This is a genomic window from Isoptericola sp. Y581 (assembly GCF_059445475.1).
The window spans coordinates 102,410-127,754 of record NZ_JCAIUK010000009.1 but is presented as its reverse complement, the minus strand read 5'-3'; the positions used below and the strand labels follow the sequence as shown (position 1 = coordinate 127,754).

23 protein-coding genes and 1 riboswitch are annotated in these 25,345 nt (G+C 73.7%); of the genes, 10 read left to right on the top strand and 13 right to left on the bottom strand.

Translation table 11 applies throughout. From position 1 onward, the window contains the following. Window positions 1-80: 80 nt before the first annotated feature. The 3 genes from gcvP to AC1C2W_RS17395 form a co-directional block, all read right to left on the bottom strand. Window positions 81-3,032, bottom strand: coding sequence for an aminomethyl-transferring glycine dehydrogenase (gcvP, locus tag AC1C2W_RS17405; protein WP_495390742.1), 2,952 nt, complete (start codon window positions 3,030-3,032; stop codon window positions 81-83). A 254-nt stretch (window positions 3,033-3,286) separates the two neighbouring features. Continuing rightward, window positions 3,287-3,410: riboswitch (glycine riboswitch) on the bottom strand. 28 nt (window positions 3,411-3,438) lie between these two features. Beyond that, on the bottom strand, window positions 3,439-4,194 hold the full coding sequence (locus AC1C2W_RS17400; protein WP_495390743.1) for an HdeD family acid-resistance protein: 756 nt from the start codon (window positions 4,192-4,194) through the stop codon (window positions 3,439-3,441). Between the two features lie 76 nt (window positions 4,195-4,270). Then, complete coding sequence (locus tag AC1C2W_RS17395) at window positions 4,271-5,179, bottom strand: LysR family transcriptional regulator (protein WP_495390744.1); 909 nt, start codon at window positions 5,177-5,179, stop codon at window positions 4,271-4,273. A gap of 184 nt (window positions 5,180-5,363) precedes the next feature. Here AC1C2W_RS17395 and AC1C2W_RS17390 point away from each other — a divergent pair, with 184 nt between their 5' ends. Further along, complete coding sequence (locus tag AC1C2W_RS17390; RefSeq protein ID WP_495413823.1) at window positions 5,364-5,780, top strand: CBU_0592 family membrane protein; 417 nt, start codon at window positions 5,364-5,366, stop codon at window positions 5,778-5,780. 30 nt (window positions 5,781-5,810) lie between these two features. On the opposite strand, the gene AC1C2W_RS17385 is transcribed toward AC1C2W_RS17390, so the two are convergent. The 4 genes from AC1C2W_RS17385 to AC1C2W_RS17370 form a co-directional block, all read right to left on the bottom strand. Then, entirely contained in the window at window positions 5,811-6,302 is a 492-nt protein-coding gene (locus AC1C2W_RS17385) for a DUF6328 family protein (protein WP_495413822.1), read from the bottom strand. 15 nt (window positions 6,303-6,317) lie between these two features. Beyond that, window positions 6,318-7,139, bottom strand: a complete 822-nt coding sequence (locus tag AC1C2W_RS17380) for an endonuclease/exonuclease/phosphatase family protein (protein ID WP_495413821.1) — start codon at window positions 7,137-7,139, stop codon at window positions 6,318-6,320. A gap of 441 nt (window positions 7,140-7,580) precedes the next feature. Continuing rightward, a complete protein-coding gene (locus tag AC1C2W_RS17375) occupies window positions 7,581-8,762 on the bottom strand; it encodes an aminotransferase class I/II-fold pyridoxal phosphate-dependent enzyme (protein WP_495390748.1) in 1,182 nt (393 codons plus the stop codon). A gap of 39 nt (window positions 8,763-8,801) precedes the next feature. Then, window positions 8,802-8,921: a type II toxin-antitoxin system VapC family toxin gene (locus AC1C2W_RS17370; RefSeq protein WP_495413862.1), complete on the bottom strand. Its 120-nt coding sequence runs from the start codon at window positions 8,919-8,921 to the stop codon at window positions 8,802-8,804. Between the two features lie 265 nt (window positions 8,922-9,186). Between AC1C2W_RS17370 and AC1C2W_RS17365 the strand changes: the two genes are divergently transcribed. Next, window positions 9,187-9,720 (top strand): DnaJ family domain-containing protein, encoded by a 534-nt coding sequence (locus AC1C2W_RS17365; protein ID WP_495390751.1) that lies wholly within the window; start codon window positions 9,187-9,189, stop codon window positions 9,718-9,720. A gap of 28 nt (window positions 9,721-9,748) precedes the next feature. Then, on the top strand, window positions 9,749-10,609 hold the full coding sequence (locus AC1C2W_RS17360) for a Nif3-like dinuclear metal center hexameric protein (protein WP_495413820.1): 861 nt from the start codon (window positions 9,749-9,751) through the stop codon (window positions 10,607-10,609). A 24-nt stretch (window positions 10,610-10,633) separates the two neighbouring features. On the opposite strand, the gene AC1C2W_RS17355 is transcribed toward AC1C2W_RS17360, so the two are convergent. Next, window positions 10,634-11,041 (bottom strand): RidA family protein, encoded by a 408-nt coding sequence (locus AC1C2W_RS17355; RefSeq protein WP_495390753.1) that lies wholly within the window; start codon window positions 11,039-11,041, stop codon window positions 10,634-10,636. Next, window positions 11,038-11,856 (bottom strand): IclR family transcriptional regulator, encoded by an 819-nt coding sequence (locus AC1C2W_RS17350; protein WP_495413819.1) that lies wholly within the window; start codon window positions 11,854-11,856, stop codon window positions 11,038-11,040. Before AC1C2W_RS17350 ends, AC1C2W_RS17355 begins: the two co-directional genes overlap by 4 nt. A 202-nt stretch (window positions 11,857-12,058) precedes the next feature. Here AC1C2W_RS17350 and AC1C2W_RS17345 point away from each other — a divergent pair, with 202 nt between their 5' ends. From AC1C2W_RS17345 to AC1C2W_RS17330, 4 genes are all read left to right on the top strand, one after another. Beyond that, window positions 12,059-13,405, top strand: coding sequence for a type III PLP-dependent enzyme domain-containing protein (locus AC1C2W_RS17345; RefSeq protein ID WP_495390755.1), 1,347 nt, complete (start codon window positions 12,059-12,061; stop codon window positions 13,403-13,405). 34 nt (window positions 13,406-13,439) lie between these two features. After that, complete coding sequence (locus AC1C2W_RS17340; RefSeq protein WP_495413818.1) at window positions 13,440-15,056, top strand: N-acyl-D-amino-acid deacylase family protein; 1,617 nt, start codon at window positions 13,440-13,442, stop codon at window positions 15,054-15,056. Between the two features lie 16 nt (window positions 15,057-15,072). After that, window positions 15,073-16,500: a GntT/GntP/DsdX family permease gene (locus AC1C2W_RS17335; RefSeq protein ID WP_495390757.1), complete on the top strand. Its 1,428-nt coding sequence runs from the start codon at window positions 15,073-15,075 to the stop codon at window positions 16,498-16,500. A 128-nt stretch (window positions 16,501-16,628) separates the two neighbouring features. After that, on the top strand, window positions 16,629-17,738 hold the full coding sequence (locus AC1C2W_RS17330) for an alpha/beta hydrolase (RefSeq protein ID WP_495390758.1): 1,110 nt from the start codon (window positions 16,629-16,631) through the stop codon (window positions 17,736-17,738). Here AC1C2W_RS17330 and AC1C2W_RS17325 read toward each other — a convergent pair. Next, a complete protein-coding gene (locus tag AC1C2W_RS17325; protein ID WP_495413817.1) occupies window positions 17,692-18,243 on the bottom strand; it encodes a GNAT family N-acetyltransferase in 552 nt (183 codons plus the stop codon). The genes AC1C2W_RS17330 and AC1C2W_RS17325 overlap by 47 nt on opposite strands. A gap of 47 nt (window positions 18,244-18,290) precedes the next feature. Continuing rightward, window positions 18,291-18,806 (bottom strand): low molecular weight protein-tyrosine-phosphatase, encoded by a 516-nt coding sequence (locus tag AC1C2W_RS17320; RefSeq protein WP_495390876.1) that lies wholly within the window; start codon window positions 18,804-18,806, stop codon window positions 18,291-18,293. Between the two features lie 106 nt (window positions 18,807-18,912). Between AC1C2W_RS17320 and AC1C2W_RS17315 the strand changes: the two genes are divergently transcribed. Then, window positions 18,913-19,836, top strand: a complete 924-nt coding sequence (locus tag AC1C2W_RS17315) for an NmrA family NAD(P)-binding protein (RefSeq protein ID WP_495413816.1) — start codon at window positions 18,913-18,915, stop codon at window positions 19,834-19,836. A 562-nt stretch (window positions 19,837-20,398) separates the two neighbouring features. Here AC1C2W_RS17315 and AC1C2W_RS17310 read toward each other — a convergent pair. Together AC1C2W_RS17310 and AC1C2W_RS17305 are read right to left on the bottom strand one after the other, a co-directional pair. Then, a complete protein-coding gene (locus AC1C2W_RS17310) occupies window positions 20,399-21,268 on the bottom strand; it encodes a DUF3800 domain-containing protein (RefSeq protein ID WP_495413815.1) in 870 nt (289 codons plus the stop codon). Between the two features lie 45 nt (window positions 21,269-21,313). After that, a complete protein-coding gene (locus AC1C2W_RS17305) occupies window positions 21,314-22,084 on the bottom strand; it encodes a GbsR/MarR family transcriptional regulator (protein ID WP_495413814.1) in 771 nt (256 codons plus the stop codon). 232 nt (window positions 22,085-22,316) lie between these two features. Here AC1C2W_RS17305 and AC1C2W_RS17300 point away from each other — a divergent pair, with 232 nt between their 5' ends. Then, a complete protein-coding gene (locus AC1C2W_RS17300) occupies window positions 22,317-22,979 on the top strand; it encodes a DUF4097 family beta strand repeat-containing protein (RefSeq protein ID WP_495390763.1) in 663 nt (220 codons plus the stop codon). A gap of 61 nt (window positions 22,980-23,040) precedes the next feature. Further along, window positions 23,041-25,185 (top strand): S9 family peptidase, encoded by a 2,145-nt coding sequence (locus tag AC1C2W_RS17295; RefSeq protein ID WP_495390764.1) that lies wholly within the window; start codon window positions 23,041-23,043, stop codon window positions 25,183-25,185. Window positions 25,186-25,345: the final 160 nt, after the last annotated feature.

Below are 25,345 nucleotides of genomic sequence, written 5' to 3'. Positions count from 1 at the left end.
GATGGTTGAGCGTGTCGAAACCCGCCGGTCGAGCCTGTCGAAACCAGGTCTCGACAGGCTCGACCGGCGATCACTGGCGATCAGACGGCGTAGGACTCGATCGGGGGGCAGGCGCACACGAGGTTCCGGTCGCCCTTCGCCCCGTCGACGCGCCGCACCGGCGGCCAGTACTTCCCGGCCCGAAGGCTCGGCAGGGGGAACCCCGCCAGCTCGCGGGAGTAGGGGTGCGCCCACTCGTCGGTCATCACGCTCGCGGCGGTGTGCGGGGCGTGGCGCAGCGGGGAGTCGTCGGACGTCCACTCCCCCGCCGCCACCCGGTCGATCTCGCCCTTGATCGCGATCATCGCGTCGACGAAGCGGTCCAGCTCGGCCAGGTCCTCGCTCTCGGTGGGCTCCACCATCAGCGTGCCCGCCACCGGGAACGACATCGTGGGCGCGTGGAAGCCGTAGTCGATGAGGCGCTTGGCCACGTCCTCAGCCGTCACGCCGGTCTCTGCGGTCATCGGGCGCAGGTCGAGGATGCACTCGTGCGCCACCAGGCCGGTCGCGCCGGTATAGAGCACCGGGAAGTACGGGTCCAGGCGCGACGCCACGTAGTTCGCGGTGAGGACGGCAGCCTTCGACGCCTCCGTGAGCCCGTCCGGGCCCATCAGCGCGAGGTACGCGTACGAGATCGGCAGGATGCCCGCCGACCCGTGCGGGGCGGCGCTCACCGGGACGCCGCCGTTCGCTGAGCTCTTCGATACCCCGGTTTCGACAGGCTCGACCAGCGAGGCCAGCGGGTTCCCCGGCAGGAACGGCACCAGGTGCTCCGCCACCGCGACCGGGCCCACGCCCGGGCCGCCGCCACCGTGGGGGATGCAGAACGTCTTGTGCAGGTTGAGGTGCGACACGTCGCCGCCGAACTCCCCCGGCCGCGCCAGCCCGACCAGCGCGTTCAGGTTCGCACCGTCGATGTACACCTGCCCACCGGCTTCATGTACGAGATCGCAGACCTCGCGGACGTGCTCCTCGTACACCCCGTGCGTCGACGGGTACGTGATCATGATCCCGGCCACCTGTTCGCCGTGCTGGGCCAGCTTCGCGCGCAGGTCGTCCAGCAGGATCTCGCCGTCGTCCGCCGTCGCCACCACCGCCACGCGCAGCCCCGCGAGAGCCGCCGACGCCGCGTTCGTCCCGTGCGCCGACGCCGGGATCAGCACGATGTCGCGGTGCGACTCCCCCCGCGACCGGTGGTACCCCTGGATCGCCAGCAGGCCCGCGAACTCCCCCTGCGACCCCGCGTTCGGCTGCACCGACACCGCCGCGTACCCCGTGATCTCCGCGAGCTGCGCCTCCAGCAAGGAGATGAGCTCCGCATAGCCCCGTGCCTGGTCAGCCGGCACGTACGGGTGGATGTCGGCGAAGCCCGGCCAGCTGATGGCCTCCATCTCCGCCGTCGCGTTGAGCTTCATCGTGCACGAGCCCAGCGGGATCATCGTGCGGTCCAGCGCCAGGTCCTTGTCGCTCAGCGACCGCAGGTACCGGAGCATCGAGGTCTCGGAGCGGTGCATGTGGAAGATGGGGTGCTGGAGATAGGGCGTCGTTCGTGTCACCTCCGCGGGCAGGGCGGCGGCGCCCGACCCCTTGGCGTTCGGCTCACCGGCACCGCCGGCCACCGCAGTGGAGATGGCCGACAGGAGGGCCGCGACGTCGGAAGCCGTCGTCGTCTCGTCGCAGGCGATCTGTACATGGTCGGCGTCAGCCTTGTACAGGTTGTAGCCCGCTGCCGCTGCGGTCTCGACGACCTGCTGGGCGCGGCCCGGGAAGACGGCGCGGACGGTGTCGAAGAAGACGTCGTGCTCGACGTCGATGTTCGCGGCGCGCAGGCCGTCCGCGACGGCGACCGCGCGGGCGTGGGTGCGCTCGGCGATCGCGCGGAGGCCCTCGGGGCCGTGGTAGACCGCGTACATCGAGGCCACGATGGCCAGCAGGGCCTGGGCGGTGCAGATGTTGCTCGTGGCCTTCTCACGGCGGATGTGCTGCTCGCGGGTGGCGAGCGCCAGGCGCAGGCCCGTGGCGCCGTCGACGTCCGTCGAGACACCCACGAGCCGACCGGGGAGCTGACGCTCCAGGCCCTTGCGGACCGCCATGAACGCGGCGTGCGGGCCGCCGTAGAACAGCGGGACGCCGAAGCGCTGGGCCGAGCCGACCGAGACGTCCGCGCCGAGCTCGCCGGGGGAGACCAGCATCGTGAGCGCCAGGAGGTCCGTCGCCATCGTGACGAGCGCTCCGCGCTCCTTGGCCTCGGCGACCAGGTCGCGCGCGTCGAGCACGCGCCCCGACGCGCCCGCCTGCTGCACGACCACGCCGACCAGGTCGCCCTCGGGAAGGTCACCACCTGCGGCGACGTACCCGTCGAGGCCCGCGGCGAGGCCGCCGTCGAGCCCCGCCACCACGACCGGCAGGCCGATCGCCTCCGCACGCCCGCGCGTCACGGACAGGCTCTGCGGGAACAGGTCGGCGTCGAGCACCACGTAGCCGCTCTTCGCCCGCGACACCCGCCACATGAGTGCGACGGCCTCCGCGACCGCCGTCGCCTCGTCGAGCAGGGACGCGCCCGCGATGCCGAGCCCCGTGAGGTCCTCCACCGCCTGCTGGAAGTTCAGCAGCGCCTCCAGCCGGCCCTGCGAGATCTCCGGCTGGTACGGGGTGTAGGCCGTGTACCAGGCGGGGGACTCGAGCACGTTGCGGCGGATCACCGGGGGAGTGGCGGTGCCGTAGTAGCCCAGGCCGATCATCTGGCGCTTGACCTGGTTCTTCCCCGCGAGGTCGCGCAGGTGCGCGAGCACCTCGGCCTCGGAGCGGGCGGCGGGCAGGGCGAGCGGGCGGTCGGTGCGGATCGCCTTCGGGACGGCGGCGTCGACGAGCGCGTCCAGGCTGTCGTGGCCGAGCTGGTCCAGCATCGTCGCGACCTCCTGGCCGCGGGGGCCCAGGTGGCGGTCGGCGAAGACGTCGGGGTCGTACGCGGGGGAGCCGGGGGAGGTGGTCACGTCGAACGCTCCGGGAGGTCGGTCGGGCAGGCGGACGGGGACGGTCGAGTCCCTCCCCGCTCTGTCATCTGACCGCGCCGGGCTGCTGCCCGGTCGCACATCGACCTGAGAGTTTTGCCGGTCCACCTGGCATCGGCCCGGCCTGCGTCACAGCAGGCCAGGACGACGACGGGGCGCCGACTTGCACCGTCGGTGGGTCGTTCGTCGTCGCCGGCCGGGGCCGTCGGCGGCTGCGGACCGCTTTCCAGAGTTGCCTTACCGCGACGGTACGGGGTGCCTGAGAGATTCCCGGGGAGGGATTGCTCCTTCGGCGCCGGCCGCAGCGCGGACCGGTGGACCGGTCCGACGTCACGGCGCGAGCTCTCCCGACGCGGTTCGAACAGCGTGTTGCGTTGTGCGGCCGATCCTACCCGGGGAGCCGGTCGTCCCCGCCCGGCAGTCCCGTGCCGGGTCCCGCCTTCTTCGCGGCGCGACGGTCCGCCCGCGACGGCCGTTTCGCCGACGCCGACATCGAGGCCGGCGCTCCCGCCCCCTCGCGCGCCTTGCGAGCGTCACGGTGGCGGGTGCCCGTGGCGAGGCCGCCGACCAGCAGCACGGCCCCGGAGAACAGCAGGTACACGGCGAGGAGCAGGGCCATGGTCCGGGCGTCGTCGGTGCGGCGCACGAGCACGACGACCCCCAGCAGGATCCACAGGACCGCGTTCGCGAGCTGCCAGTCCCAGGCCACCGCCCGCACCGCCCGGCCCCGCAGCGCCCCGATGATCCCCGCGACGCCGGCCGCGCACGCCCAGATCCCGACGACCAGGTACATCACGGGCCCGCTCATGGACGGCCAGAGCACGATGACCAGGGCCGCCGCGATGCTCACGACGCCGGCGATGAGCCGCCAGCTCACCTCGTCGCCGTCGGACTGCTGCCCGCCCGCGCGCCGGGACGGCAGGCCCTCGACCGTCAGCAGGATCCCCTGCACCAGGATGACGATGCCGATCAGCCAGCGCAGCCAGGTCAGGCCCTCGTCCGGGTTGGCGAACAGGACGACGCCGGCCACGAGGTAGGCGAGGGCCCGCACGTACACGAGCCCCCACAACCGCCGGGCCGTGCCCAGCGCGCGTTCCGACAGCGGCGCGTCCCCGCTGGTCGTGCCGGACGTTGAGTCGCTCATGCTGGCGATGCTAGGAGCGCAGCCGCCGCGCCGCGCGCCAGGAAGCCGCGGCCGCGACGGGCCGCAACAGGCCGGGTCAGCCCAGCTCGAGGTCGCGGGTCACCTCGACCATCGCGTCCACCACGGCCCGCACGGCGGGGCCGGGCTCGTGCCGGGTGGCGCGGTGCCGGGCCACGATGCGCCGGGTGCCGAGCCCGGCGAGGCGCGCCACCTCGATGCCCTCCGGCACGTCCCCGCCCTCGAGCGCGAGCGCGGGGAGCATCGCCACGCCCTGGTTCGCGGCGACGAGGGAGAGCGCCGTGTCGAAGTCGAAGAAGGCGTGCCGGGTGGTGAACGACGTGCCCAGGGTGCGCGCCAGGCGCCGCAGCGCGCGGTCGGACGCGGTGCCGGGCTCGGCACCGATCCATTGGAAGTTGCCGAGGTCGTCGAGGCGCTCGGGCATCGGCATCGCGGCCGGGACGACGACGCACCACGGCTCGTCGAGCAGCGGCACGTCGTGCACGCCGCGGGGGGCGGGGGCGTCCATGTCCACGTCGCGTTCGAGCAGGATGACGTCGAGGTCGCCGGCGCGCAGCATCCGGACGGCCTCGGCGGGTTCCTGCTCGCGCACGTCGACCTCGACGCCCGGGTACTGCTCGGCGAGGTCGACCAGCATCGGTGCCACGACGGCACGGATGGCCGACTGGAATGCCCCGAGCACGACCTTGCCGCTCACGCCCTCGCCGAGGGCGGCGATCGCCTGGCGGGCCTCGAGCAGCTCGGCCTCGATGCGTTCCCCGGCCTCGGCCAGCACGCGGCCCGCCGGGGTGAGCGTGACGCCGCGCGGGCCGCGATCGAGCACGGCGATGCCCTCCTCGGACTCCAAACGGGCGATCTGCTGGGAGACGGCGGACGGGGTGACATGCAGAAGATCTGCTGCCGCGAGCACGCCCCCGGCGCGGTGCACGGCAAGGAGGAAGGCAAGTCTTCGTGGGTCGGTGGCCATGTAGCGATACTAACTGCCGGTAGCAGAAAGATTTGATTGCGCTGAAGGCCATTCGTGTCTCAGAATGGTCACAGCGCCGGCCGGCCCGGCCAGCTCCCCGGTTCTCGGGGAGGGCGCACACACCCTCAGATCAACCACTCGCCGTGGCACGCCTGTGCCGCGCCGGCCCCCGGAGGTGCCCGTCATGACGATCTCCCTTCTGACCGTGATTACCGCCTTCGGGTGGGTCGGCGCGATCGCCGTCGTCCTCGCCTACGGCATGGTGAGCAAGGGCCGCTGGACGGCCGACGGTCTCCCGTTCCAGCTGTCCAACGTCGCCGGCGCGTTCGTGATGCTCCTCATCGCGATCGTGAACGGCATCTGGCCGTCCGCGCTGGCGAACGTCGCCGCCGTCATCATCGGCGCCCTCGCGATGCGCACGATCGCCCGCGCCCGCCGGTCCGAGCGGGCCGCGCTCGCCCAGGTGTCCGGCGCCCCCGCCGTCGCGGCGGTCGTCGACGGGTCGCAGGACCCGACCACCGGCGGCATCGAGGCGACCGACACCGACGCGCCCTTCGTGCACAAGCTCGAGACCGCGGAGCGCGTCGACCTCGCCGCCTGACGCGCTCGCGCCGCCCGTGGCGCGGCGCGTTCAGGCCCGGCGGTGCACGACGGCGGGCACCACGGCCCACAGGCCGAGCAGCACCACCGCGGCGCTCGCCCCGACGACTATTCCCGTCGCCCGTCCCACGACGACGTCGAAGACCAGCAGCGCCGTCCCCGACAGCGCGATGGCGAGCAGCACCAGACCGGCCCGCGTCATCCGATCCCCGCCCGTGACCACCGAGTGCTTCATGCGCTTGCGGAACAGGGCGCGGTGCAGTGCGACCGGCGCCACGAGCAGGCCCGTCGTCGTGGTGCACACCAGCACCAGCGTGAGGTAGACCGTGCGCTGGTAGTCGTCCAGCTCGGAGAAGCGCGACTGGAACGGCAGGATCAGCAGGAACCCCGTGAGGATCTGCACGCCGGTCTGCATGACGCGCAGCTCCTGCAGCAGCTCGTTCCAGTTGCGGTCCGACCACTGTTCCGGGGTCTCCGGCCGGCCGCGCCTGCGGTCGGTCGCGCCTGCGGTCGGTCGCGCCACCCGTCAGCTCGTCGCTCACCTGTCGTCGCCCCCCGCGTCGCCCTCCGCGCCGTCCTCCGCGCCGTCCTCCGCGCCGAGCGCGAGGTCGACCACGACCGCGCGATGGTCGCTGAGTCCCAGGTCGACCGCACGCGCTGCCGTGACGGCGGCCACCGGGCCGTCGACCAGCACGTGATCGATCCGGAGCCACGGGCGCGCCCGCGGATACGTCGGCACCTGCACCAGCTCGCGCCAGCCCGTCCGTCTCGCCGGGAGGTCGTCGCGGGTGTTGAGGTCGCCCAGCAGCACGATCGGGCGCGGGGCGTGCCGGAGTCGTTGCCGCAGGCGCCGCAGCTGCACCCGCTTCCAGGGGTCTCCGGTGGAGAGGTGCGTCGTGACGACGGTCAGCGGGCCCGCCGGCGTGACGATCGCCGCGGCGAGCGCGACCCGCGGCTCATCCACCCCGAGCGGAGGCAGGCCGGGAACGTTGAGGCCCGGCAGCAGCATCGGGTGCCAGGCGCGCACCGGATGCCGGGAAAGGAGCGCGACGCCGTAGCCCGGGCGGTCGGACGGCGGGCCTGACACGCTCGCGGTGACCACACCGGTCCGGCGGCGGCCGAGCGTCCGCTCGAGCGGTCCGCTCAGCGCAGGCACGTACCGGTGCTCGGGCATCCCCAACGCGTGCGCGAGCGCGCGCGCCTGGTCGGCGTTGCCCGACCGCGCCTGGTCGCGATCCACCTCCTGCAGCGCAATCACGTCAGCGTCGAGGCTCCCGAGGGCCTCGCCCAGGCGGTCGAGATCCGCGCGCCCGTCGTCGTCGAGCGCGTGCTGGACGTTCGCCGTCACGAGCCGGATCATCCGCCCCCTCCCACATCCGCCTCCCACATCCGCCAGGTACCACGAAACCTGCCGAGGTAGCCCCGGATGCCGCGAGGTAGTGCGATTCTCGGCGAGGTAGTCCCGTTTTCGGCGAGGTAGTCCCGTTTTCGGCGAGGTAGTCCCGTTTTCGGTGGGGTAGTCCTTGTGCGACGCCCGGCCGCCGTCGGGCCCTCCGACGATCGTTGTCCCTCGCGCTGGATCCCGCGACCTCGACGCCCGAGGAGGAACTACCTCGGCGGATTTCGAACTACCTCGCCGAAACCGGGACTACCTCGTCGGATTTCGAACTACCTCGCCGAAACCGGGACTACCTCGCCGCTCGGGGGTACTACCTCGCGTGGTTTCGAACTACCTCGCGAGATGCGGGACTACCTCGGCGCTCGGGGGCACTACCTCGCGGGATTTCGGACTACCTCGCGGTCAGAGGGTGCGGTGCCAGGCGACGATGCGGTCGACGGCGCGGGAGACGACGTCGGGTGCGGCGGCGAAGGACAGGCGTACCCAGTCGCCGCCGTTCACGGCGTCGAAGTCGGCGCCGGGCGTGATCGCGACGTCGGCCTCGGCCAGGAGGCGGCGGCAGTAGGTCACGGAGTCGCCGCCGACGGCGTCACGGAAGCCCGCGATGTTTCCGTACAGGTAGAACGCCCCGTCCGCAGGGGCGACCGGGCGCCAACCGAGCTCGTCGATGCGGTCGAGCAGGGCGGCGCGGGACGCCGCGTACCGCGCGACGTTCTCGGCCGCGGCGGCGTAGCCGGCGGGGGAGAAGGCGGCGACGCCCGCGTGCTGCGCCAGCGCCGGGGGCGACAGGGCCACGTTGCCGGCGAGAGCGTCCACCGGGACCAGCAGCTCGTCGGGTAGCACGAGCCAGCCGAGCCGCCAGCCCGTCATCGCCCAATACTTGGAGAACGAGTTCACCACCACCGCGCCGGAGTTCGTGTACATCGCCGCGGTGGCCTGCTGTACGTCCTCGGTGTAGGCGATGCCGTGGTAGATCTCGTCGCTGATCAGGCGGACGTCGTGCTCCTCGCACCAGCGCGCGAGGGCGGCCAGCTCGGCCGGCGGGAGCATCGTCCCGGTCGGGTTGGCGGGGGAGGCGACGACGAGGCCGTCCAGACCGCCGCCGTAGTACGCCTCCATGAGCTGCGAGATCGTGGGCTGGTACCGGGTGGTCGGGCCGCAGTCGAGCTCGACCACCTCGCACCCGAGCGCAGCCAGGATGTTCTTGTACGCGGGGTACCCGGGCCGGGCGAGCGCCACCCGGTCCCCGACGTCGAACGCGGCCAGGAAGGCGAGCAGGAACCCGCCGCTCGACCCGGTCGTCACCGCGACCCGTGCCGGGTCCACCTCGACGTCGTACCAGCGCCGGTAGTGCGCGGCGATCTCCGCGCGCAGGGCGGGCACTCCCAGGGACTCGGTGTAGCCGAGGTCCGCGGTGCGCAACAGCTCCGCCGCCCGCTCGCGCACGACGTCGGACGCTCCGGTGGAGGGCTCGCCCGCGCACAGGTTGAGCACGTCGTGCCCGGCCGCGCGGCGCTCGTTCGCCGACGCCAGCACCTGCATGACGGCGAACGGGGGGACGTGGCTGCGGCGGGAGACCTTCATGCCGCCATCATGCCGCGTCGGCCCGCCGGCCCAGCGGTCTCAGATCGTCCGCACCTCGTGGGCACCGAAGGCCGGATCGACCGTCGCGACCACGAGATCCTCGACCTGCGCCTGCGCGACGATCATGCGGTCGAACGGGTCACGGTGGTGCCAGGGCAGACCGCGCAGCTGCTCGGCGTGCTCCGGCTCGAGGCTCAGCGCCGTGAGGCCTCCGTCGACGAGCGCGTCCGCAAAGCCCCCCGGGACTGGAGCTTGCCGGGCGAATCCTCGATCGCGACCTCGGTGTGTGCCTTGGCCTCGTAGATGCTCACGTGCGCGGTCACCTCCTCCTCCTCGATAGTCAGACCAGGTCAGACCAGATCTGACCAGATCGGTGGGGGCGGGACGCGAATACGCTGGGGCGAGTCGACCGAGGGGAATGCTGATGTTCCGACGCCGTCACGGCCACGAGAGCGACCCTGCACGCCGGGCCGCGCAGTACCAGGTGGAACGCGAGATCGCCGCCGACGAGCAAGAGAGTCCCGGCGGCGACGAGCCGCCCGGCGAGAGCCGCCCGGCGCGCCGCATGGACGACCGCGCCCTGTGGGTCGACACCGTCGTCGACCAGGCGATCCGGCGCGGCGAGTTCGACGACCTGCCGCTGGCGGGCAAGCCGATCCCGGGGCTGGGCGGCACGCACGACCCGGACTGGTGGCTCAAGAACCTCGTGGAGCGCGAGCAGATCACGGGCGTGCTCCCGGCCGCGCAGCTGCGCCGCGACGCCGCCGAGCTCGACGAGGCCCTCGACCGCGAGCCCGAGGAGGCCCGGGTGCGCACGATCGTCGAGGAGTTCAACGCACGCGTGATCGACGCCCGTCGCCAGCTCATGGGCGGCCCGCCGGTGGTGACCCCCACGCGCGACGTCGAGCGCGAGGTGCAGCGGTGGCGCGAACGCCGGCGCGCCCGCGGGATCCGCTGAGGCCAGGCGCCACCCGTACCGTGGTCCTGTGACGACGCTCAGCGACCCCACCCTGACCGCCGCCTGCCTGGTGTCGCGCGCGGCGACGGCGCTCGCCGTCGTGCCCCGGCCCACGACGGTGGACGGCATCGTCGCGGGCGACCCGGCCACCGTGGTGCGCGGGGTCGCCGTGACCACCCTGGCGACGCTCGAGGTGCTGGAGGCCGCGGTCGCGGCGGGCGTGAACGTCGTCGTCTCCCACGAGCCCATGGACTACGACCACACGGGCGCGGCGGTATCCGATCTGGAGGCCGAGGGCGACCCCGTCCTCGCCGCGAAGCGGGCGTTCGTCGCCGAGCACGAGCTCGTCGTCTGGCGCGCGCACGACGCCTGGCACGACCGGAGGCCCGACGGCGTGGACGAGGGCGCGGCACGCGCGCTGGGCTGGGCGCTCGACCCCGCGGCGGAGGACGCGTCGCTGTGCGACGTCGGCCCGACGACGCTGGGCGAGCTGGCCGCGCACGTCGCCGCGGCGCTCGGCGCCCGCACCGCGCGGTTCGTGGGCCACCCGGATCTGCCCGTGCGGCGCGTGGGCCTCAACCTGGGATTCCGCGGCTTCGCCGGCAACCGCGCGCTGCTGCGGCACGACGGCGTGGACGCCGTGCTGGTGGGGGAGGCGCACGAGTGGGAGACCGGCTCGTACGCCGTCGACGCCGCCCATCTCGGCACCCGCGAGGGAGCGCCGGGCGGCACTGGCCTCGTCGTGGTCGGGCACATCCCCTCCGAGCAGGCCGGCATGGCATTCTTCGCCGACTGGCTGCGCGACGTCGTCCCTGAGGTGCCGGTCACGTTCGTGCCGACCCAGGACCTCGCCCACCCGGCACGCACCACAGCGGGCACGGCAGGGTGAGCGGGGCCCGCTAGGCAGGAGGTGTCACTCGACGACGGCGAGCGCGTCGATCTCGACGAGCATCTCCTCGCGCGGCAGGCCGACCATGACGGTGGTGCGCGACGGCAGCACGGCGTCCGGGCCGAGGCGCTCGGCGAGGAAGGCGCCGTAGGCGTCGTTCATCGCGGCGAAGTCGTCGCGGGTGGTGAGGTACACGCGCAGCATGACGACGTCCGCGATGCTGCCGCCCCCGGCGGTGACGATCGCCTCGACGTTCTGCAGCGTGCGCGTGGTCTGCGCCGCGACGTCGCCCGGGTAGACGTACTCGTTGGTGGCCGGGTCCATGGGGCCCTGCCCGGAGACCTGCAGCAGGTTCCCGGCACGCACCCCCTGGGAGAAGGTGTGGGCCGGGGCCGGGGCCTGGTCGGTGCTGACGGCGGTCTTCGAGGTCATGTGCTCGTCCTTTCGTGGGGTGGTGCGTCGCGGGGTGGTGCGTCGCGGGGTGGTGCGTCGTGGGGTGGTGCGGCGCGCCCCGCCCAGTCGGCCTCGATCGCGGCGGCCGCCGCGCGCAGCTGCGGCACGAGGGCGCGCACGCCGCGGAGGTCGAGGATCACGTCCGGCACCGAGATCGACACCGCCGCCACGACCGTGCCGGACGCGTCGTGCACGGGCGCACCGACGCAGTTGACGAACGGTTCGTGCTCGGCGGCGTCCTCGGCCCATCCCTGCTCGCGCACGCGCGCCAGCTCGGCACGGTAGGCGTCGGGGTCGGTGAGGGTCCGGGGCGTGAAGGCGTGGAAGTCGGCGGCGGCCAGCACCTGGGCGAGCCGCCCCTCCGGCAGGCCGGCGGCGAGGACCTTGCCGACGGCGGTGGCGTGCAGGGGCGCTGGGAGGCCGAGCTCGGAGTACATGCGCACGGAGCTGGTGCTCTCCACCTTGGCCACGTAGACGGGTCGGGCGCCCTCCAGGACGGCGAGGTGCACGGCCTGCCCGCCGGTCTCGCGCCCGAGGCGCTCCAGGTGCGGCAGGGCGACGTCGCGGATGCCGTGACCTTCGAGGGCGCCGCGGCCCAGCTCGAAGAGCCGCGACCCCAGCGAGTAGCGGCGGCGGTCGTCGCGGCGCACGAACCGCTCGTTCTCCAACGCACGCAGCAGGCGCAGCACGGTGGTCTTGTGCACGCCGAGCTCCTGGGCGAGGTCGTCGAGGGTGCGCGGGCCTTGGCCCAGCAGCCCCACGATCCGCAGCGCGCGCCCCACGCTCTGGCTCACGACCCCTCCTGACCTGCCCGTTCTTCGCCGTCCGGCTCGCGCTGCGCGGTCCGCCGGGACATGCTCGGGACGCGCTCGATCGATGGCCGGATGGACGGTGGCCGGATTGACGGCGCGACCGCCGTGATGCTAGCAAGGTGCGTCATCCTGCGCAACGAACGTTGCGCTATGTGCAACGTGAGCAGGGAGCGAGGGTCTGACGATGGACCGCACCGGGGCAGAGGACGCCTGTCGGATCGACCGCGAGAAGATCGCCGCACGGGACGCCGAGCAGGTCGGCTGGCGCCACAAGGCCGTCCCGCCGGAGCTGTGGGGCCTCACCGTCGCCGAGGTCCGCGAGCGCCGTCCCCGGCTGTCCGAGCTCCCGACACCGTTGCTGACCCTGTCCCGCCCGGCCCTCGACACGAACCTGCGCGTGCTGGCCGACTGGTGCGCCGAGCGCGGCCTCGACCTCGCCCCGCACGGCAAGACGACGATGGCGCCGCAGCTGTGGGCCGAGCAGATCGACGCCGGCGCGTGGGCGATCACCGTGGCCAACCCGTTCCAGCTCGCGGTAGCCCTCGAGTTCGGCGTGAGCCGCGTGATGGTGGCCAACAGCGTGATCTCACCGCTCGCGCTGCGCTGGACGGTCGACGCCCTCGCGACCCACCGCGACCTTCGCGTGCTGGTCTGGGCGGACTCGGTCGACGCCGTCGACCTCATGCACGACGCGCTCGCCGCCCACGTGGCCGACGCCGGCGCACGGCCGCCGCTCGACGTGCTGGTCGAGCGCGGCGGCGCGGGCGGCCGCACCGGCGCCCGCGACCTCGACTCGGCGCTCGCCGTCGCGGAGCGCGTCGCGGCGTCTCCGCACCTGCGCCTGGCCGGCGTCGCCGGGTACGAGGGCGCGCTGGCGCACGACTCCGACGCCCACAGCCAGGACGTGGTGCGCGGCTACCTGCGCGACCTCGTCGAGGTGCACGAGCGCCTGGTGGCCGCCGGCCGCTACGAGGTCGACGCGCCCGTGGTGTCCGCGGGCGGCAGCGCGTACTTCGACGTCGTCGACGAGGTGCTCTCGCCGCTGGTGGCGACGGGCGCGCGCGTGGTGCTGCGCAGCGGCGCGTACGTGGTGCACGACGACGGCTTCTACCGGCACATCTCCCCGCTCGGCGAGGAGCCCCGCACCGGCGGCCCCGGGTTCCGGGCCGCGATGCACGGCTGGGCGCGCGTCAGCTCGCAGCCCGAGCCCGGCCTGGCGCTCTTCGACGCCGGCAAGCGCGACCTGCCCTTCGACGAGGGCCTGCCCGAGGTGCAGCTCCGCCGCCCCCGGGCCGACGGCGAGGCGCCCGCGCCCGTGTCGGGCGTCGAGGTCACGGCGCTCAACGACCAGCACGGCTTCCTGCGGTGGGATGCCGGGGCCGGTGAGGCGCCGGTGCGCATCGGCGACGAGCTGCGCCTCGGCCTGTCGCACCCGTGCACGGCCATGGACAAGTGGGGCCTCGTGCCGGTGATCGACGACGCCGACGCGGCGGACCCGGTCGTCGTCGACCTCGTGCGTACGTGGTTCTGACGGTGGCTCCGACCACCCAGGGAGTGGGAGCGGCATGACCGCCGACTGGTTGATCCGCGACGCGCTGGTGCTGGACGGCACCGGCGCCCCCGGCGGCGTCGCCGACGTCACGGTGACCGCGGGCCGCATCACCGCCGTCGACCCGGGCCGTTCCGACGCCCGCACCGGCGGCGCGCACCGCACCGTCGACGCCGACGGGCGCGCGCTCACCCCCGGCTTCATCGACATGCACGCGCACTCCGACATCCAGATCCTGGCGAACCCGGACCACACCGCGAAGGTGAGCCAGGGCGTGACGCTGGAGGTGCTGGGCCAGGACGGGCTCTCGTACGCCCCGGTGGACGAGCGCACCCGCACCGCGATCCGCGCGCAGATCGCGGGCTGGAACGACGACCCGCCCGGCTTCGACTACGACTGGGACTCCGTGGCGGGCTACCTGGACCGCCTCGACCGCGGCATCGCCTGCCACGCCGCGTACCTCGTGCCGCAGGGCACGCTGCGCCACCTGGTGGTGGGCCCGGAGGACCGGCCGGCCACCGACGCCGAGGTGGCGCGGATGGCGGAGCTGCTGGCCCGGGGCATGCGTGAGGGCGCGCTCGGGATGAGCAGCGGCCTCACGTACACGCCCGGCATGTATGCGGACGACGACGAGCTCGCGGCCCTGCTGCGCACCGTCGCGGCGCTCGGCGGCTACTACAGCCCGCACCACCGCTCGTACGGCAAGGGCGCGCTCGAGGCGTACGCGGAGATGATCGACCTCGCCCGCGCCGCCGGCTGCGCGCTGCACCTCACGCACGCGACGATGAACTTCGGCCCCAACAAGGGCCGCGCGGGCGAACTGGTCGCGCTGATCGACGACGCGCTGGACGGCGGCGTCGACATCACCCTGGACACGTACCCCTACCTGCCGGGCTCCACGACGCTCAGCGCCATCCTGCCGAGCTGGGCGTTCTCCGGCGGCCCGGACGCGCTGCTGGAGCGGCTGGCGGTCCCGGCCGACCGGGAGCGGATCCTGTACGAGCTGGAGCACGTCGGCACCGACGGCTGCCACGGCTGCGTGGCCGAGTGGGACACCATCGAGATCAGCGGCGTGCAGAACCCCGCGCTGGCGGATCGCGTGGGCCGCACCATGGCGGCGATCGCCCGCGACGAGGGCCGCGCGCCCGGCGACGTCTTCGTGGAGCTGCTGGTCACCGACCGGCTCGGCACCACGATCCTGCAGCACGTGGGGCACGAGGAGAACGTGCGCACGATCATGGCGCACCGCACGCACTGCGGCGGCTCGGACGCCATCCTCGTGGGCGGACGCCCGCACCCGCGCGCCTGGGGCACGTTCCCGCGGTACCTCGCGCGGTACGTGCGTGAGCTCGGCCTCCTCACCCTCGAGGACTGCGTGCACCACCTCACCGGGCGCCCCGCCGCCCGCCTGAACCTGGTCGACCGCGGCCTGGTGCGCCCCGGCTACGCCGCGGACCTCGTGCTGCTCGACCCCGACACCGTCCAGGACACCGCCACGTTCGAGAACCCGCGCCAGCAGGCGACGGGCATCGACCTCGTCCTGGTCGGGGGCGCCGCCGTCATCGACGACGGCGCCCGCACCGACGCCCTCCCCGGCCGCGCACTGCGGCGCACGGGCGAGGGCACCCGCTGAGACAGGAGACCACCCGATGCGGTCACTGCTTCAGGCAGCCGGGGACGACGACACCCTCGAACTGATCAACCAGCCGTGGGCCGACCACGACACGCAGGTGCTGGTGGTCACGGCCATCGGCATCGCGATCGTCGTGCTGCTCATCACGCTGCTCAAGATGCACGGCTTCCTCGCCCTCACGATCGGGTCGCTGTTCGTGGCGATCGGGTCCGGCATCCCGCTCGGCGACGTCGCCGGGGTGTTCGAGAGCGGCGTCGGCGACGTGCTGGGAAGCGTCGGCGTGCTGATCGTGCTGGGCGCCATGCTCGGCAAGCTGCTCGCCGATTCGGGGGGCGCCGACGAGATCGTCGACAAGATCTTCCGCGGCGGCACGGGCAGCATGCCCTGGCGGATGGCGCTGATCGCCTTCCTCATCGGCATCCCGATGTTCTTCGAGGTGGGCCTCGTGCTGCTGATCCCCGTGATCATGCTCGCGGTGCGCCGCTCGGGGCTGCCCGCGATGCTGCTGGCCATGCCGGCACTGGCCGGCCTGTCCGTGCTGCACGGCTTCGTGCCCCCGCATCCCGGCCCGCTGGCCGCGATCGGCAACCTCGGCGCCGACGTCGGCGTCACCATGGCCCTCGGCCTGCTCGTCTCCGTGCCGACGGTGATCCTCGCCGGTCCCGTGTGGGGTCGGTTCGCTGCGAGGCTGGTGCCGATCGGCGCGCAGGGCGGCGGCGGCGGTCTGGTCGCGGAGGACACCGGCGGTTCCGGCGAGCCGGGCACGGTCAAGACGCGCAACCCCACGTTCACGCTCACCCTCGTGACGATCCTCAGCCCGGTGGTCCTCATGCTGGTGCGCGCGGGGGTCGAGGTCTGGGCCAGCGAGGACTCCTGGTTCTACCCGTTCGTGTCCTTCATCGGCGAGCCGCTGGTGGCCCTGCTCATCGCCGTCCTGCTCGCGATGATCACGTTCGGCACGAGCGTCGGGTTCTCGCCGTCCACGCTGATGTCGAAGATGACCGACAGCCTCAAGCCCATCGCGAGCGCCACGATGATCGTCGGCGCCGGCGGCGGCTTCAAGGCCGTGCTGGTGGACGGCGGCACCGGCATCGCGATCGGCAAGGCGGCCGTGGCCATGAGCCTGTCCGTGCTGCTGCTGGGCTGGCTCATCGCGGCGCTGGTGCGCATCGCCACCGGGTCCGCGACCGTCGCGATCGTCACCGCGTCCGGCATCGTCGCGCCCCTCGCCACGGGCCTGTCCCCGACGCACCTGGCGCTCGTCGTCCTCGCCATCGGCGCCGGCTCACTGATCCTGTCCCACGTCAACGACGCCGGCTTCTGGCTGGTCAAGGAGTACTTCGGGATGACGGTGGGTCAGACCCTCAAGACGTGGACGGTGATGGAGACCCTCATCGCCGTCCTCGGGCTGCTCTTCACCTGGCTGCTCTGGCTGGTCGTGTAGACCGTCACTGGTCGAGCCTGTCGAGACGCCGTCCTCGGCTTCGACGAGCTCAACCAGCGGGGAGGGTTTCGACAAGCTCAACCAGCGGTGGAGTCGCGGGGGCGCGCGGGGTTCCTTACGTTCAGGGCGTGGACCCGTCCAGCACGCCTGCCGGCGTACCCGTCTCGTGGGTGCCCGACGTCCTGCCCGGGTTCGAGCAGACGACCCTGGACCTGGCGCCCGACTTCGAGGGCGACGTCGTCGCGACGCTCGTGCGCCGGGCGCCGCAGCCGGGCGTCGTCGTCCCCGACGCCGGCGTGGACGTGCTGTACGTGCACGGCTGGACGGACTACTTCTTCCAGACCCACCTCGCCGCGTTCTGGGAGCGCCTCGGCGCGCGGTTCCACGCGCTCGACCTGCGCAAGTACGGGCGCAGCCTGCGCCCGTACCAGACGCCCGGGTTCGTCACGTCGCTGGAGACCTACGACGAGGACATCGAGGCGGCCCTCGCCGTGCTCGGCCACGGGCCCGGCGCGACGCCGGGCCGCGAGCTGGTGCTCATGGGCCACTCGACGGGCGGGCTCGTGCTCAGCCTGTGGGTGGCGCACCGCCCGGACCGCGCGGCCGCTCTGGTGCTGAACAGCCCGTGGCTGGAGTTCCAGACGCGCAGCGTGGGACGGCGGGTGCTCGAGCCGGGCGTCCGCGCGCAGGCCGCGCTCGCCCCGCGCAGCCACCTGGCGAACGTGGACCTGGGCTTCTACGTGCGCAGCGTGTCGTCGCGCTTCGACGGGGCGTGGGACATCGACCCGGCCTGGCGCCCCGACCTCGGGTGGCGCGCCACCCCCGCGTGGCTGTCCGCCATCTTCCAGGGGCAGGAGCGGGTGGCGCGCGGCCTCGCCATCGACATCCCAGTGCTGGTGCTGCTCTCGACGCGCTCCACGCCGCCCGTGCGGTGGAGCCCCGACATGATGCGGTCGGACTCGGTGCTCGACGTCGCGGGCGTGGCCCGGCGCGTGCCCTCGCTGGGCAGCGTCGTCACCCTCGTGCGGGTCCACGACGCCATGCACGACGTGACCCTCTCGGCCCCCGAGGTACGCGAGGTCGTCTGGAGCGAGATCACGCGCTGGTTCGGCGCGTACGTCGGCGCGCGGCAGGCCGCCGAACCCGAGCGGGGAGGCTGGCGGCGTGGTGGCGCCGGACGTTCGGCCGGCGTCAGAGCGCACGCACCATCTCCACCTCTTCGCCCGCGTCGAGCGTGAAGCGCACGCCGGTCGGCGTGAAGCCGAGCTTGCGGTAGGCGGCCTGCGCGCGCGGGTTGTCGACGTGCACGCACAGCCGGGCGCGCTCGACCCCCTGGTCGTGCCCCCACTCCTGCACCGCGTCGAACAGCCGCCCCAGCACGCCGGCGCCCCGGTGCTCGGGGCGCAGGAACACGCCCACCAGGTGCACCTGGCGGTGCAGCGGCGGGCCGCCGAGCGCGTCCTCGTCGCCCGGCTCCTCCACCAGCCCGGTCGTGGTGCCCACCCAGCGCCCGTCCTCGTCGACCGCGACGTACGCGGCCACCGTGTCGCTCGACGCGTTGCCGCGCGCCCGCTCCTGCCAGAACTCGTCCGGCCGCGCGGACGCCGCCTCGTGCGTCTCGAGGAATGCCACCGGCGCCGCCGGGTCGAGCAGCGCCGCCAGCCGCAGCTCCCTGCCCTCGCGCCACTCGTCGGCCCGCATGCGCCGCACCGTGGACGAGGGACCGGGGGAGTTCGTCGTCATGCCGGGGATCCTTCCACCCGACCGGGGCCGCGCACCCCGCCATTTCGTCAGCTCGCGGGCTCCCGCGCGTCGAGGCGGGCCCGCACGTGCTCGACGACGCCGTCGGCGGCTGCCTCGATCTCGTCGAGGCAGGTCTCGAACCCGTCCTGGTCGCCGTACCAGGGGTCCTCGACGTCCAGCAGGTGCTCGTCGCCCCCGGGCTCGACGAGGGGCGCGTCCGGGTCGAACGACCGGTACATGCGGATCTCCGCGAGCCCGTCCTCGCGCCCGGTGACGAGGCGCCGCAGCCGCCGCGCGTGCTGCGCGGTCATGGGCAGCAGCAGGTCGTGGGAGGCGAGGTCGTCGGGGGTGGTCTGGCGGGCGTGGTGGCCGTCGCCCGTGGGGTAGCCGCGCGCGGCGAGCACCCGCCGGGCGCGCGGGTCCACGGGGTTGCCGTGCTCCTCGTCGCTGACGCCGGACGAGTCGACGACCACCCGGTCGCCGAGCCCGGCGGCCCCGAGGCGGTCGCGCAGCACGATCTCGGCCATGGGGGAGCGGCAGATGTTGCCGGTGCAGACGGTCATGATGCGGTACGGGGTGGCAGTCACGGCACCATTCTGACCCGGCCGGCCGGCCGTCTCCATCCGGTTTCGACAGGCTCAACCAGCGAGGTCGTGCCTACCGTGAGCCATGGCGAGATGGGCGGCGGACGGTCTGGTCGCCGTGACGGGGGCCAGCGGGCGGCTCGGGTCACGGCTGGCGTTCCGCCTCGCCGCGGAGGGCGCGCGGCAGCGGCTGGTGGTGCGCGACCCCGCCCGGGCGCCGCGGCTCAGCGACGGCCGCGCCCTGCCGGAGTGCGAGGTCGCCGTCGCGGACGGCTACCGCGACACGGACGCGATGCGGGCGGCGTTCGACGGGGTGCGCACCCTGTTCCTGGTGAGCGCCCGCGAGGCGCCAGACCGGGTCGCCCAGCACGCGGCCATGGTCGACGCGGCCGTGGCGGCCGGCGTCGAGCGGCTCGTCTACACGTCGTTCGCGGGCGCGGCGCCGGACGCCGTGTTCACGTTCTCCCGCGACCACTGGCGCACCGAGCAGCACCTGGCCGAGGTGGGGGAGCGGACCGCCCTGCGCTGGACGGTGCTGCGCGACAACCTCTACCACCACGCGCTGAGCATGTTCGTCGGGCGCGACGGCGTGATCCGCGGCCCGGCGGGCGACGGGCGGGTCGCGGCGGTCTCGCACGACGACGTGGCCGACGTCGCGACCGCCGTCATCCTCGACGAGCGGCCGGCGCGGCACGACGGCGCGACCTACGAGGTCACCGGGCCGCAGGCCCTCACGCTGGACGAGGTCGCCGCGACGCTCGGCCGGGCCGCGGGGCGCGACATCACCTACCACCCGGAGACCGAGGAGGAGGCGTACGCCTCCCGCGCCGGGTACGGGGCGGCGCCGTTCGAGGTGGACGGGTGGATCTCGTCCTACACCGCCATCGCCGCGGGCGAGCTGGCGCACGTCTCCGACGACGTCGGCCGCCTCGTGGGCCGCCCGGCCCGCTCCTTGGCGCAGTGGCTCGACGACTACCCCGGCGAGTGGGCGCACCTGCGGCGCGGCTGACCGGGCCTCCGACCGCCCTCCGGTCACCCCTCGACGGCCCCGTCGTTCACCCTGAGGAAAACCCTTGGCCTCCCCCGTGGACCCGGCGTAGCGTCATCGGCACATGAGAAAGGAGGTGATCGGAGTAGTGAAGACTCTTCGGACCCATGAGGTGGTCGCGCGCTAGTCGCGCGCGCCCTTGAGCGTTTCGCGCTACCGGACCCGGCGATCAGGTCGTCGAGCCCGGTGGGCGCGCGGGACGGGTAGCGAGTTTCTCGCGACCACCGGAGCCCGCGGGTGCCGTGCCCTCGTCCAGCACGGTAGGAGGTTCGACCTCCAGCCCGCGGGCTTCTTGCTGCCCCCGGCATTTGACGGCTTGTCGGCGCGCGGCGCCGACCGGGTGCGGGTGCGCCGCGACGATCGCGTCCGCCCCGGGGCCGGCTCCTGCGCCTCGCACGACCCGTCCGAGACCTGCAGCTCGACGTCGTGCACTCCGGGTCCGGCCCGGCCGGGTTGTTGTCGTCGCCGGGCTCGGACCAGGTGACGTTGTCGACGATGTTGCCGGCCGCCTCCCGGTCAACCGTCACCGCTTCTCGAGAAGCGCGGCCGCCGGGTCGGTCGTCGCGTCCCGCCGGGCGAGACCGGCCAGGAGGTCGGCCACCTGCACGCGCGGGTCGTGCCGAGAGTCGACCTGCCGCACGCCGAGCAGCGGTGGCGGCGCCGGCGACACCTCCCGCGCCAGGTAGGCCGCGAGGCGCGCCATGCGCTGCGGCGTGAGCGCGCTCTGCTCGTCGTGCACGACGGCGACCGACCGCCGTCCGGCGCTCCACCACAGCGCCGTCTCCGCGACCGCGGGGATGAGCGGCTCGAGCGGGGGCGGGATGGCGGGGTCGCCGGCGAGCAGCCGCTCGAGGACGCGCTCGACCCTCGTTCTCGTGACGCCGCGCAGCGCCGGGACGTCGGCGGGCACGGTCGCGAGGAACCGGTCGACGGCGGCGGGTTCGATGCGCCGGCGATGCTTCGTGTGCGTCATCGCGACGAACGCCGCGAGCAGCGGCGTGCGCTCCCGCAGCGTGGCCACGGCGTCGGCGTGGTCGTCGCCCAGCCGCGTGCCCGCGCCGTACGACGGCTCGTCGACGAGCAGCTCGACCACCCGGGCGGCGACGTAGGAGCGCTTGTCGACGACGTGGACGTGCGACCTCCCGCGGAGCGCGCCCCGGAACCAGTCGACGGTCCGCTGCTGCCCGGGCCGCAGCAGCGCGGCGGACTTGTGCTCCGGCGCTCGCGGATGGCCGAACCGCGACCGCAGCGTGGCGAGGAGCTCGGCGGCCTCCTCGACGGTGAGGTCGACACCGGCGTGCGTGATCACCGGCGAGGCGGGGTCCAGGAGGTTCGTCCCGGAGAACCCCGACTCGTCGCACGCGATCTCGACGACGTGCACCGGGTCGGGCATGCGCACCATCGTGGACCGGCGCGGGCCCGACCACCAGCGGTTTCCCTAGCTCGCGGCGGTCGCGCCGGCCCCGGCCTCCGGCGGCGTCGGACCCCCCGGCGGCGTCTCGGCGTCCGTGGAGAGGATCTCGCGGGCCTGTTCCGCGGCGCGTGCGATGCTCTCGCCGACGAAGTCCATGAAGCGGGCCGTGTTCTCCAGTCGGACGGCGGCCGGGGTGCCACGCCCGAGGACGCTGACGCCCTGCCGTGCGGTCTCGGCGAGCTGGGCGTTGGACCGGGCCGCGGCGATCATCGACTGGTACCAGACGTCGTTGTCGGCGACGTAGTGCTCGCGCCGCCCCTCCGCGCGCTCCCTGCGGACGAGGCCCTGGCCCTCGAGGAACGTGACCGCCTTGGAGACGGACGCCGGGCTGACCTGCAGGCGCTGGACGAGCTCGGAAGCGGTGAGGCTGCCCGCGTCGGTCGTGTAGAGGTGGGTCAGCACGCGCGCCGCCATGCGGGGCAGGCCCGACTGCATGAAGAGGGCGGTGAAGGTCTCCTCGAGCTCCCGCACGGCCTCGGGGTCGCGCCCGTGGGCGGCCAGGGGCGCCGCCGACCGGCGGGGCGCGGTCTGCCGGCGCCGGTGGGCGCGGCGTTCCGTGGAGTGCTGGGCCAGGTCGGCACGGTAGGAACCGGGACCGCCGTTGCGCATGACCTCGCGCGTGATCGTCGACGTGGGGCGGTCGAGCCGCCGGGCGATCTCGGCGTAGGCGAGGTCGTCGGCGAGGCCCAGCGCGATCTGCCGGCGTTCCTGCTGGGTGAGCCTGCCTCCGGGCATGGTGCCTCCTCGTTGCTCCCGTGGGCGGCCAGGCTAGCGTTCACTTCCGATTCATTGCAACGCGACGACGCTCGCTTGTTGCATTCCGCGCAGGCTGGTTGCAATGATTAATGCACTCTGACCTGCGTAGATAACGCTCGAACGCAACAACACTGTGGCCATCCAGTTGAAACGCAACATAGCGTTTCCGGTATCAGAAACACCGAGCCTCGAGCCACAGGAGCTGAGCACCATGCAGACCTTCGACACCCCCACCGCCATCACCCTCTCCCTCGACGTCCCCGCGGGCCGCGTCCAGATCATCGCCGCCGACCGGGCCGACACGACGGTCGAGGTGCTCCCGGCGGACCCGTCGAGGAGCCGCGACGTGAAGTCCGCGGCGGAGACCACCGTCGAGTACGCCGACGGTGCCCTGCGGGTCACGACCCCGGTGAAGCACAGGCCCGTCGGCGCCACCGGGGCCGTCGAGGTCACGGTCCAGCTGCCCGCCGGGTCCCGCGTCGAGGCGAAGGTCGCCAGCGCCGAGATCCGGGGCGTCGGCCGGCTCGGCGACGTCGACGTCGACCTCGCACACGGCGCGATCACGCTCGACGAGGCCGCGAGCGCCCGCCTCGCCGTCCTCGCCGGCGACGTCACGGTCGGCCGCCTGGGCGGCCCGGCGGAGATCAGCACGTCGAAGGGCGACATCCGCGTCGCCGAGGCGGTGCGCGGCACGGTCGTGCTGCGCACCGACGCCGGCGACGTGTCGATCGCGGCCGCCGCCGGGGTGTCCGCCTCGCTGGACGCCGGCACCGCCTACGGCCGGGTCCACAACTCGCTGAAGAACACCGGCACCGCCGACCTCGACGTCCGCGCGACCACCGCATACGGCAACATCACCGCCCGCAGCGTCTGACGCGCGCCACCCCTCGCACCGCACTCGCACCGCCCACCGGCTCCACGAAGGGACTCGAAACATGAGTATCACCGACGACTACCAGGCCGCCGAGAAGCTCCTGCGCCGACCGCTCAGCCCCGGCGAGCTCGTCGTCGGGGACAAGGTCCGGCCGCGGTGGATCGACGACGGCACCCGCTTCTGGTACGCCGTGAGCACCGGCGCCGAGAAGCAGTTCGTGCTGGTCGACCCGGCGGCGGGCACCCGCGAGGAGGTGTCCGACCCCGCACCGCTCCTCGCGGCATCGACCGCGGCCACCCCGCCGTCCGGCAACCCGCTGGACGTGTCGTCGCCCGACGGCAAGCTCGCGGTGTCCCGGCGCGGGCACGACCTGTGGGCGTGCTCCCTCACGGACGACCGCGAGTGGGCGCTGACCACCGACGGAGCTCCCGCCTACGGGTACGGCACCAGCCCGGAGGCCCTCGGCAACGGCACCCTGCTGCGCAAGTTCGGGCTGCCGCACCTACCGCCCGCGGTGGCGTGGTCGCCCGACTCGACGCGGGTGCTGACGCACCGGACCGACGAGCGCGACGTCCGCGAGACCCACCTCGTGGAGGCCCGGCCGGCCGACGGCGGGCCGCCGCGCATGCACGCCCAGCGGTACGCCTACGCCGGCGACGAGGCCGTGCCGCGGTCCGAGCTGGTGGTGCTGGACGTCGCGGCGGGCACGGCGGTGCACGCCCAGGCCGAGCCGCTGCTCACGCCGATGGTGTCGCCCGTCATGGGTGGCTGGGCGTGGTGGGCCGCGGACGGCTCGGCGGTGTACTACCTGAGCCAGCCTCGCGACCGCCGCACGCTCGCCCTGCACCGGATGGACCCGGCCACGGGCGAGGTCACCGTGGTGCTCAGCGAGTCGGGGCCCACCCGCGTGGAGCCGAACCAGTGGCTGTACGACCTGCCGATCGTGCGCGTGCTGGCCGACGAGGTGCTGTGGTATTCGCAGCGGGACGGCTGGGGCCACCTGTACCGGTACGACCTGCGCACCGGCGACCTGCTGGGCCAGGTCACGTCCGGGCCGTGGGCCGTGCGGCAGATCCTGCACGTGGACGAGGCCGAGCGGGTGGTGTACTTCACCGCCTCCGGGCTGGTCGGGTCCGACCCGTACCGGCGCACCGTGTGCCGGGTGGGTCTGGACGGCACCGGGTTCGCGGCGGTCACGGACGACGACCTGGACCACGTCGTCACCCTGCCCGAGCGCGGGGAGTACTTCATCGACTCCGCGTCCGCCGTCGACACCCCGCCGGTCACCCGCGTGCGCGACTGGTCCGGTCGGGTGCTGGTCGAGCTGGAGCGGGCCGACGTCTCGAGGCTCGAGGCCGCGGGCTGGACGCCGCCGGAGCGGTTCCGCGTCAAGGCGGCCGACGGCGTCACCGACGTCTACGGGGTGCTGTACCGGCCGCGGGGATTCGACCCCGCGCGCCGCTACCCCGTGGTGGACACCCTCTACCCGGGCCCGCAGGTCAACCGTGTGGACCCGTGCTTCGACCCCGGCGGGATGGGCCTGGACGCAGAGCCTCTCGCGGCGCTGGGCTTCGTGGTGGTCGCCGTGGACGGGCGCGGCACCCCCGGGCGCGACAAGGCCTTCCACGACGCCTCCTACGGCCACCTGGCCGACGCGGGCAGCCTGGACGACCACGTCGCGGCGCTGCAGCAGCTGGCCGCGACCCGGCCGTGGATGGACACCGGCCGGGTGGCCGCGTTCGGCCACTCCGGGGGCGGGTTCGCCGCCGCCCGGGCGATGCTGGACCACCCCGAGGTGTACGGGGTGGGCGTGGCCCTGTCCGGCTCTCACGACGCCCGGTGCTTCAGCCTGGACTTCGTGGAGGCCTACGACGGCGCGAACGCCTCGGAGGCCTGGGCCCGCACGTCCAACGTGGAGATCGCGGACCGGCTGGAGGGCCGGCTCCTGCTGATCCACGGCGAGATGGACGACCGGGTCCACCCGGACCAGACGCTGCGGCTCGCCGACCGGCTGGTCGCGACGGGCAAGGACTTCGAGATGTTCGTCGTGCCCGGTGCCGAGCACATGTTCATCGACTCCCTGGCGTACGTCCGCACGCGCTGCTGGGACTTCCTGGTGCGCGAGCTGCTGGGCACCCAGCCGCCTGCCTATCGGCCCGCGCCCATCCCCCTCGACCCCGAGCTGCTCGGCGAGATGTTCGCCTGAGCGAGGGCCCGCGGTCGTCCTGTGGTCGGTCGTCCTCGTCCTTGCGGAGGAGGACGACCGACCGCCGATCTCGTCCGCCGGCAGGTGCTGCCGACCCCCGGGCTGTCCCTAGCGTCGTAGGCATCGGAAGGCCGCATGGGCGGCGACGCAGCAGGGACGG

What these genes read in the sequence shown, in the direction of transcription:
- AC1C2W_RS17400 (WP_495390743.1), bottom strand. Translation starts at nt 4,194, where the DNA reads ATGAGCGACTCAACGTCCGGCACGACCAGCGGGGACGCGCCGCTGTCG.
- AC1C2W_RS17345 (WP_495390755.1), top strand. Translation starts at nt 12,059, where the DNA reads ATGGACCGCACCGGGGCAGAGGACGCCTGTCGGATCGACCGCGAGAAG.
- AC1C2W_RS17355 (WP_495390753.1), bottom strand. Translation starts at nt 11,041, where the DNA reads ATGACCTCGAAGACCGCCGTCAGCACCGACCAGGCCCCGGCCCCGGCC.
- AC1C2W_RS17335 (WP_495390757.1), top strand. Translation starts at nt 15,073, where the DNA reads ATGCGGTCACTGCTTCAGGCAGCCGGGGACGACGACACCCTCGAACTG.
- AC1C2W_RS17300 (WP_495390763.1), top strand. Translation starts at nt 22,317, where the DNA reads ATGCAGACCTTCGACACCCCCACCGCCATCACCCTCTCCCTCGACGTC.
- AC1C2W_RS17380 (WP_495413821.1), bottom strand. Translation starts at nt 7,139, where the DNA reads ATGATCCGGCTCGTGACGGCGAACGTCCAGCACGCGCTCGACGACGAC.
- AC1C2W_RS17320 (WP_495390876.1), bottom strand. Translation starts at nt 18,806, where the DNA reads ATGACCGTCTGCACCGGCAACATCTGCCGCTCCCCCATGGCCGAGATC.
- AC1C2W_RS17375 (WP_495390748.1), bottom strand. Translation starts at nt 8,762, where the DNA reads ATGAAGGTCTCCCGCCGCAGCCACGTCCCCCCGTTCGCCGTCATGCAG.
- AC1C2W_RS17340 (WP_495413818.1), top strand. Translation starts at nt 13,440, where the DNA reads ATGACCGCCGACTGGTTGATCCGCGACGCGCTGGTGCTGGACGGCACC.
- AC1C2W_RS17365 (WP_495390751.1), top strand. Translation starts at nt 9,187, where the DNA reads ATGTTCCGACGCCGTCACGGCCACGAGAGCGACCCTGCACGCCGGGCC.
- AC1C2W_RS17295 (WP_495390764.1), top strand. Translation starts at nt 23,041, where the DNA reads ATGAGTATCACCGACGACTACCAGGCCGCCGAGAAGCTCCTGCGCCGA.
- AC1C2W_RS17395 (WP_495390744.1), bottom strand. Translation starts at nt 5,179, where the DNA reads ATGGCCACCGACCCACGAAGACTTGCCTTCCTCCTTGCCGTGCACCGC.
- AC1C2W_RS17310 (WP_495413815.1), bottom strand. Translation starts at nt 21,268, where the DNA reads ATGCCCGACCCGGTGCACGTCGTCGAGATCGCGTGCGACGAGTCGGGG.
- AC1C2W_RS17305 (WP_495413814.1), bottom strand. Translation starts at nt 22,084, where the DNA reads ATGCCCGGAGGCAGGCTCACCCAGCAGGAACGCCGGCAGATCGCGCTG.
- AC1C2W_RS17315 (WP_495413816.1), top strand. Translation starts at nt 18,913, where the DNA reads ATGGCGAGATGGGCGGCGGACGGTCTGGTCGCCGTGACGGGGGCCAGC.
- AC1C2W_RS17325 (WP_495413817.1), bottom strand. Translation starts at nt 18,243, where the DNA reads ATGACGACGAACTCCCCCGGTCCCTCGTCCACGGTGCGGCGCATGCGG.
- AC1C2W_RS17390 (WP_495413823.1), top strand. Translation starts at nt 5,364, where the DNA reads ATGACGATCTCCCTTCTGACCGTGATTACCGCCTTCGGGTGGGTCGGC.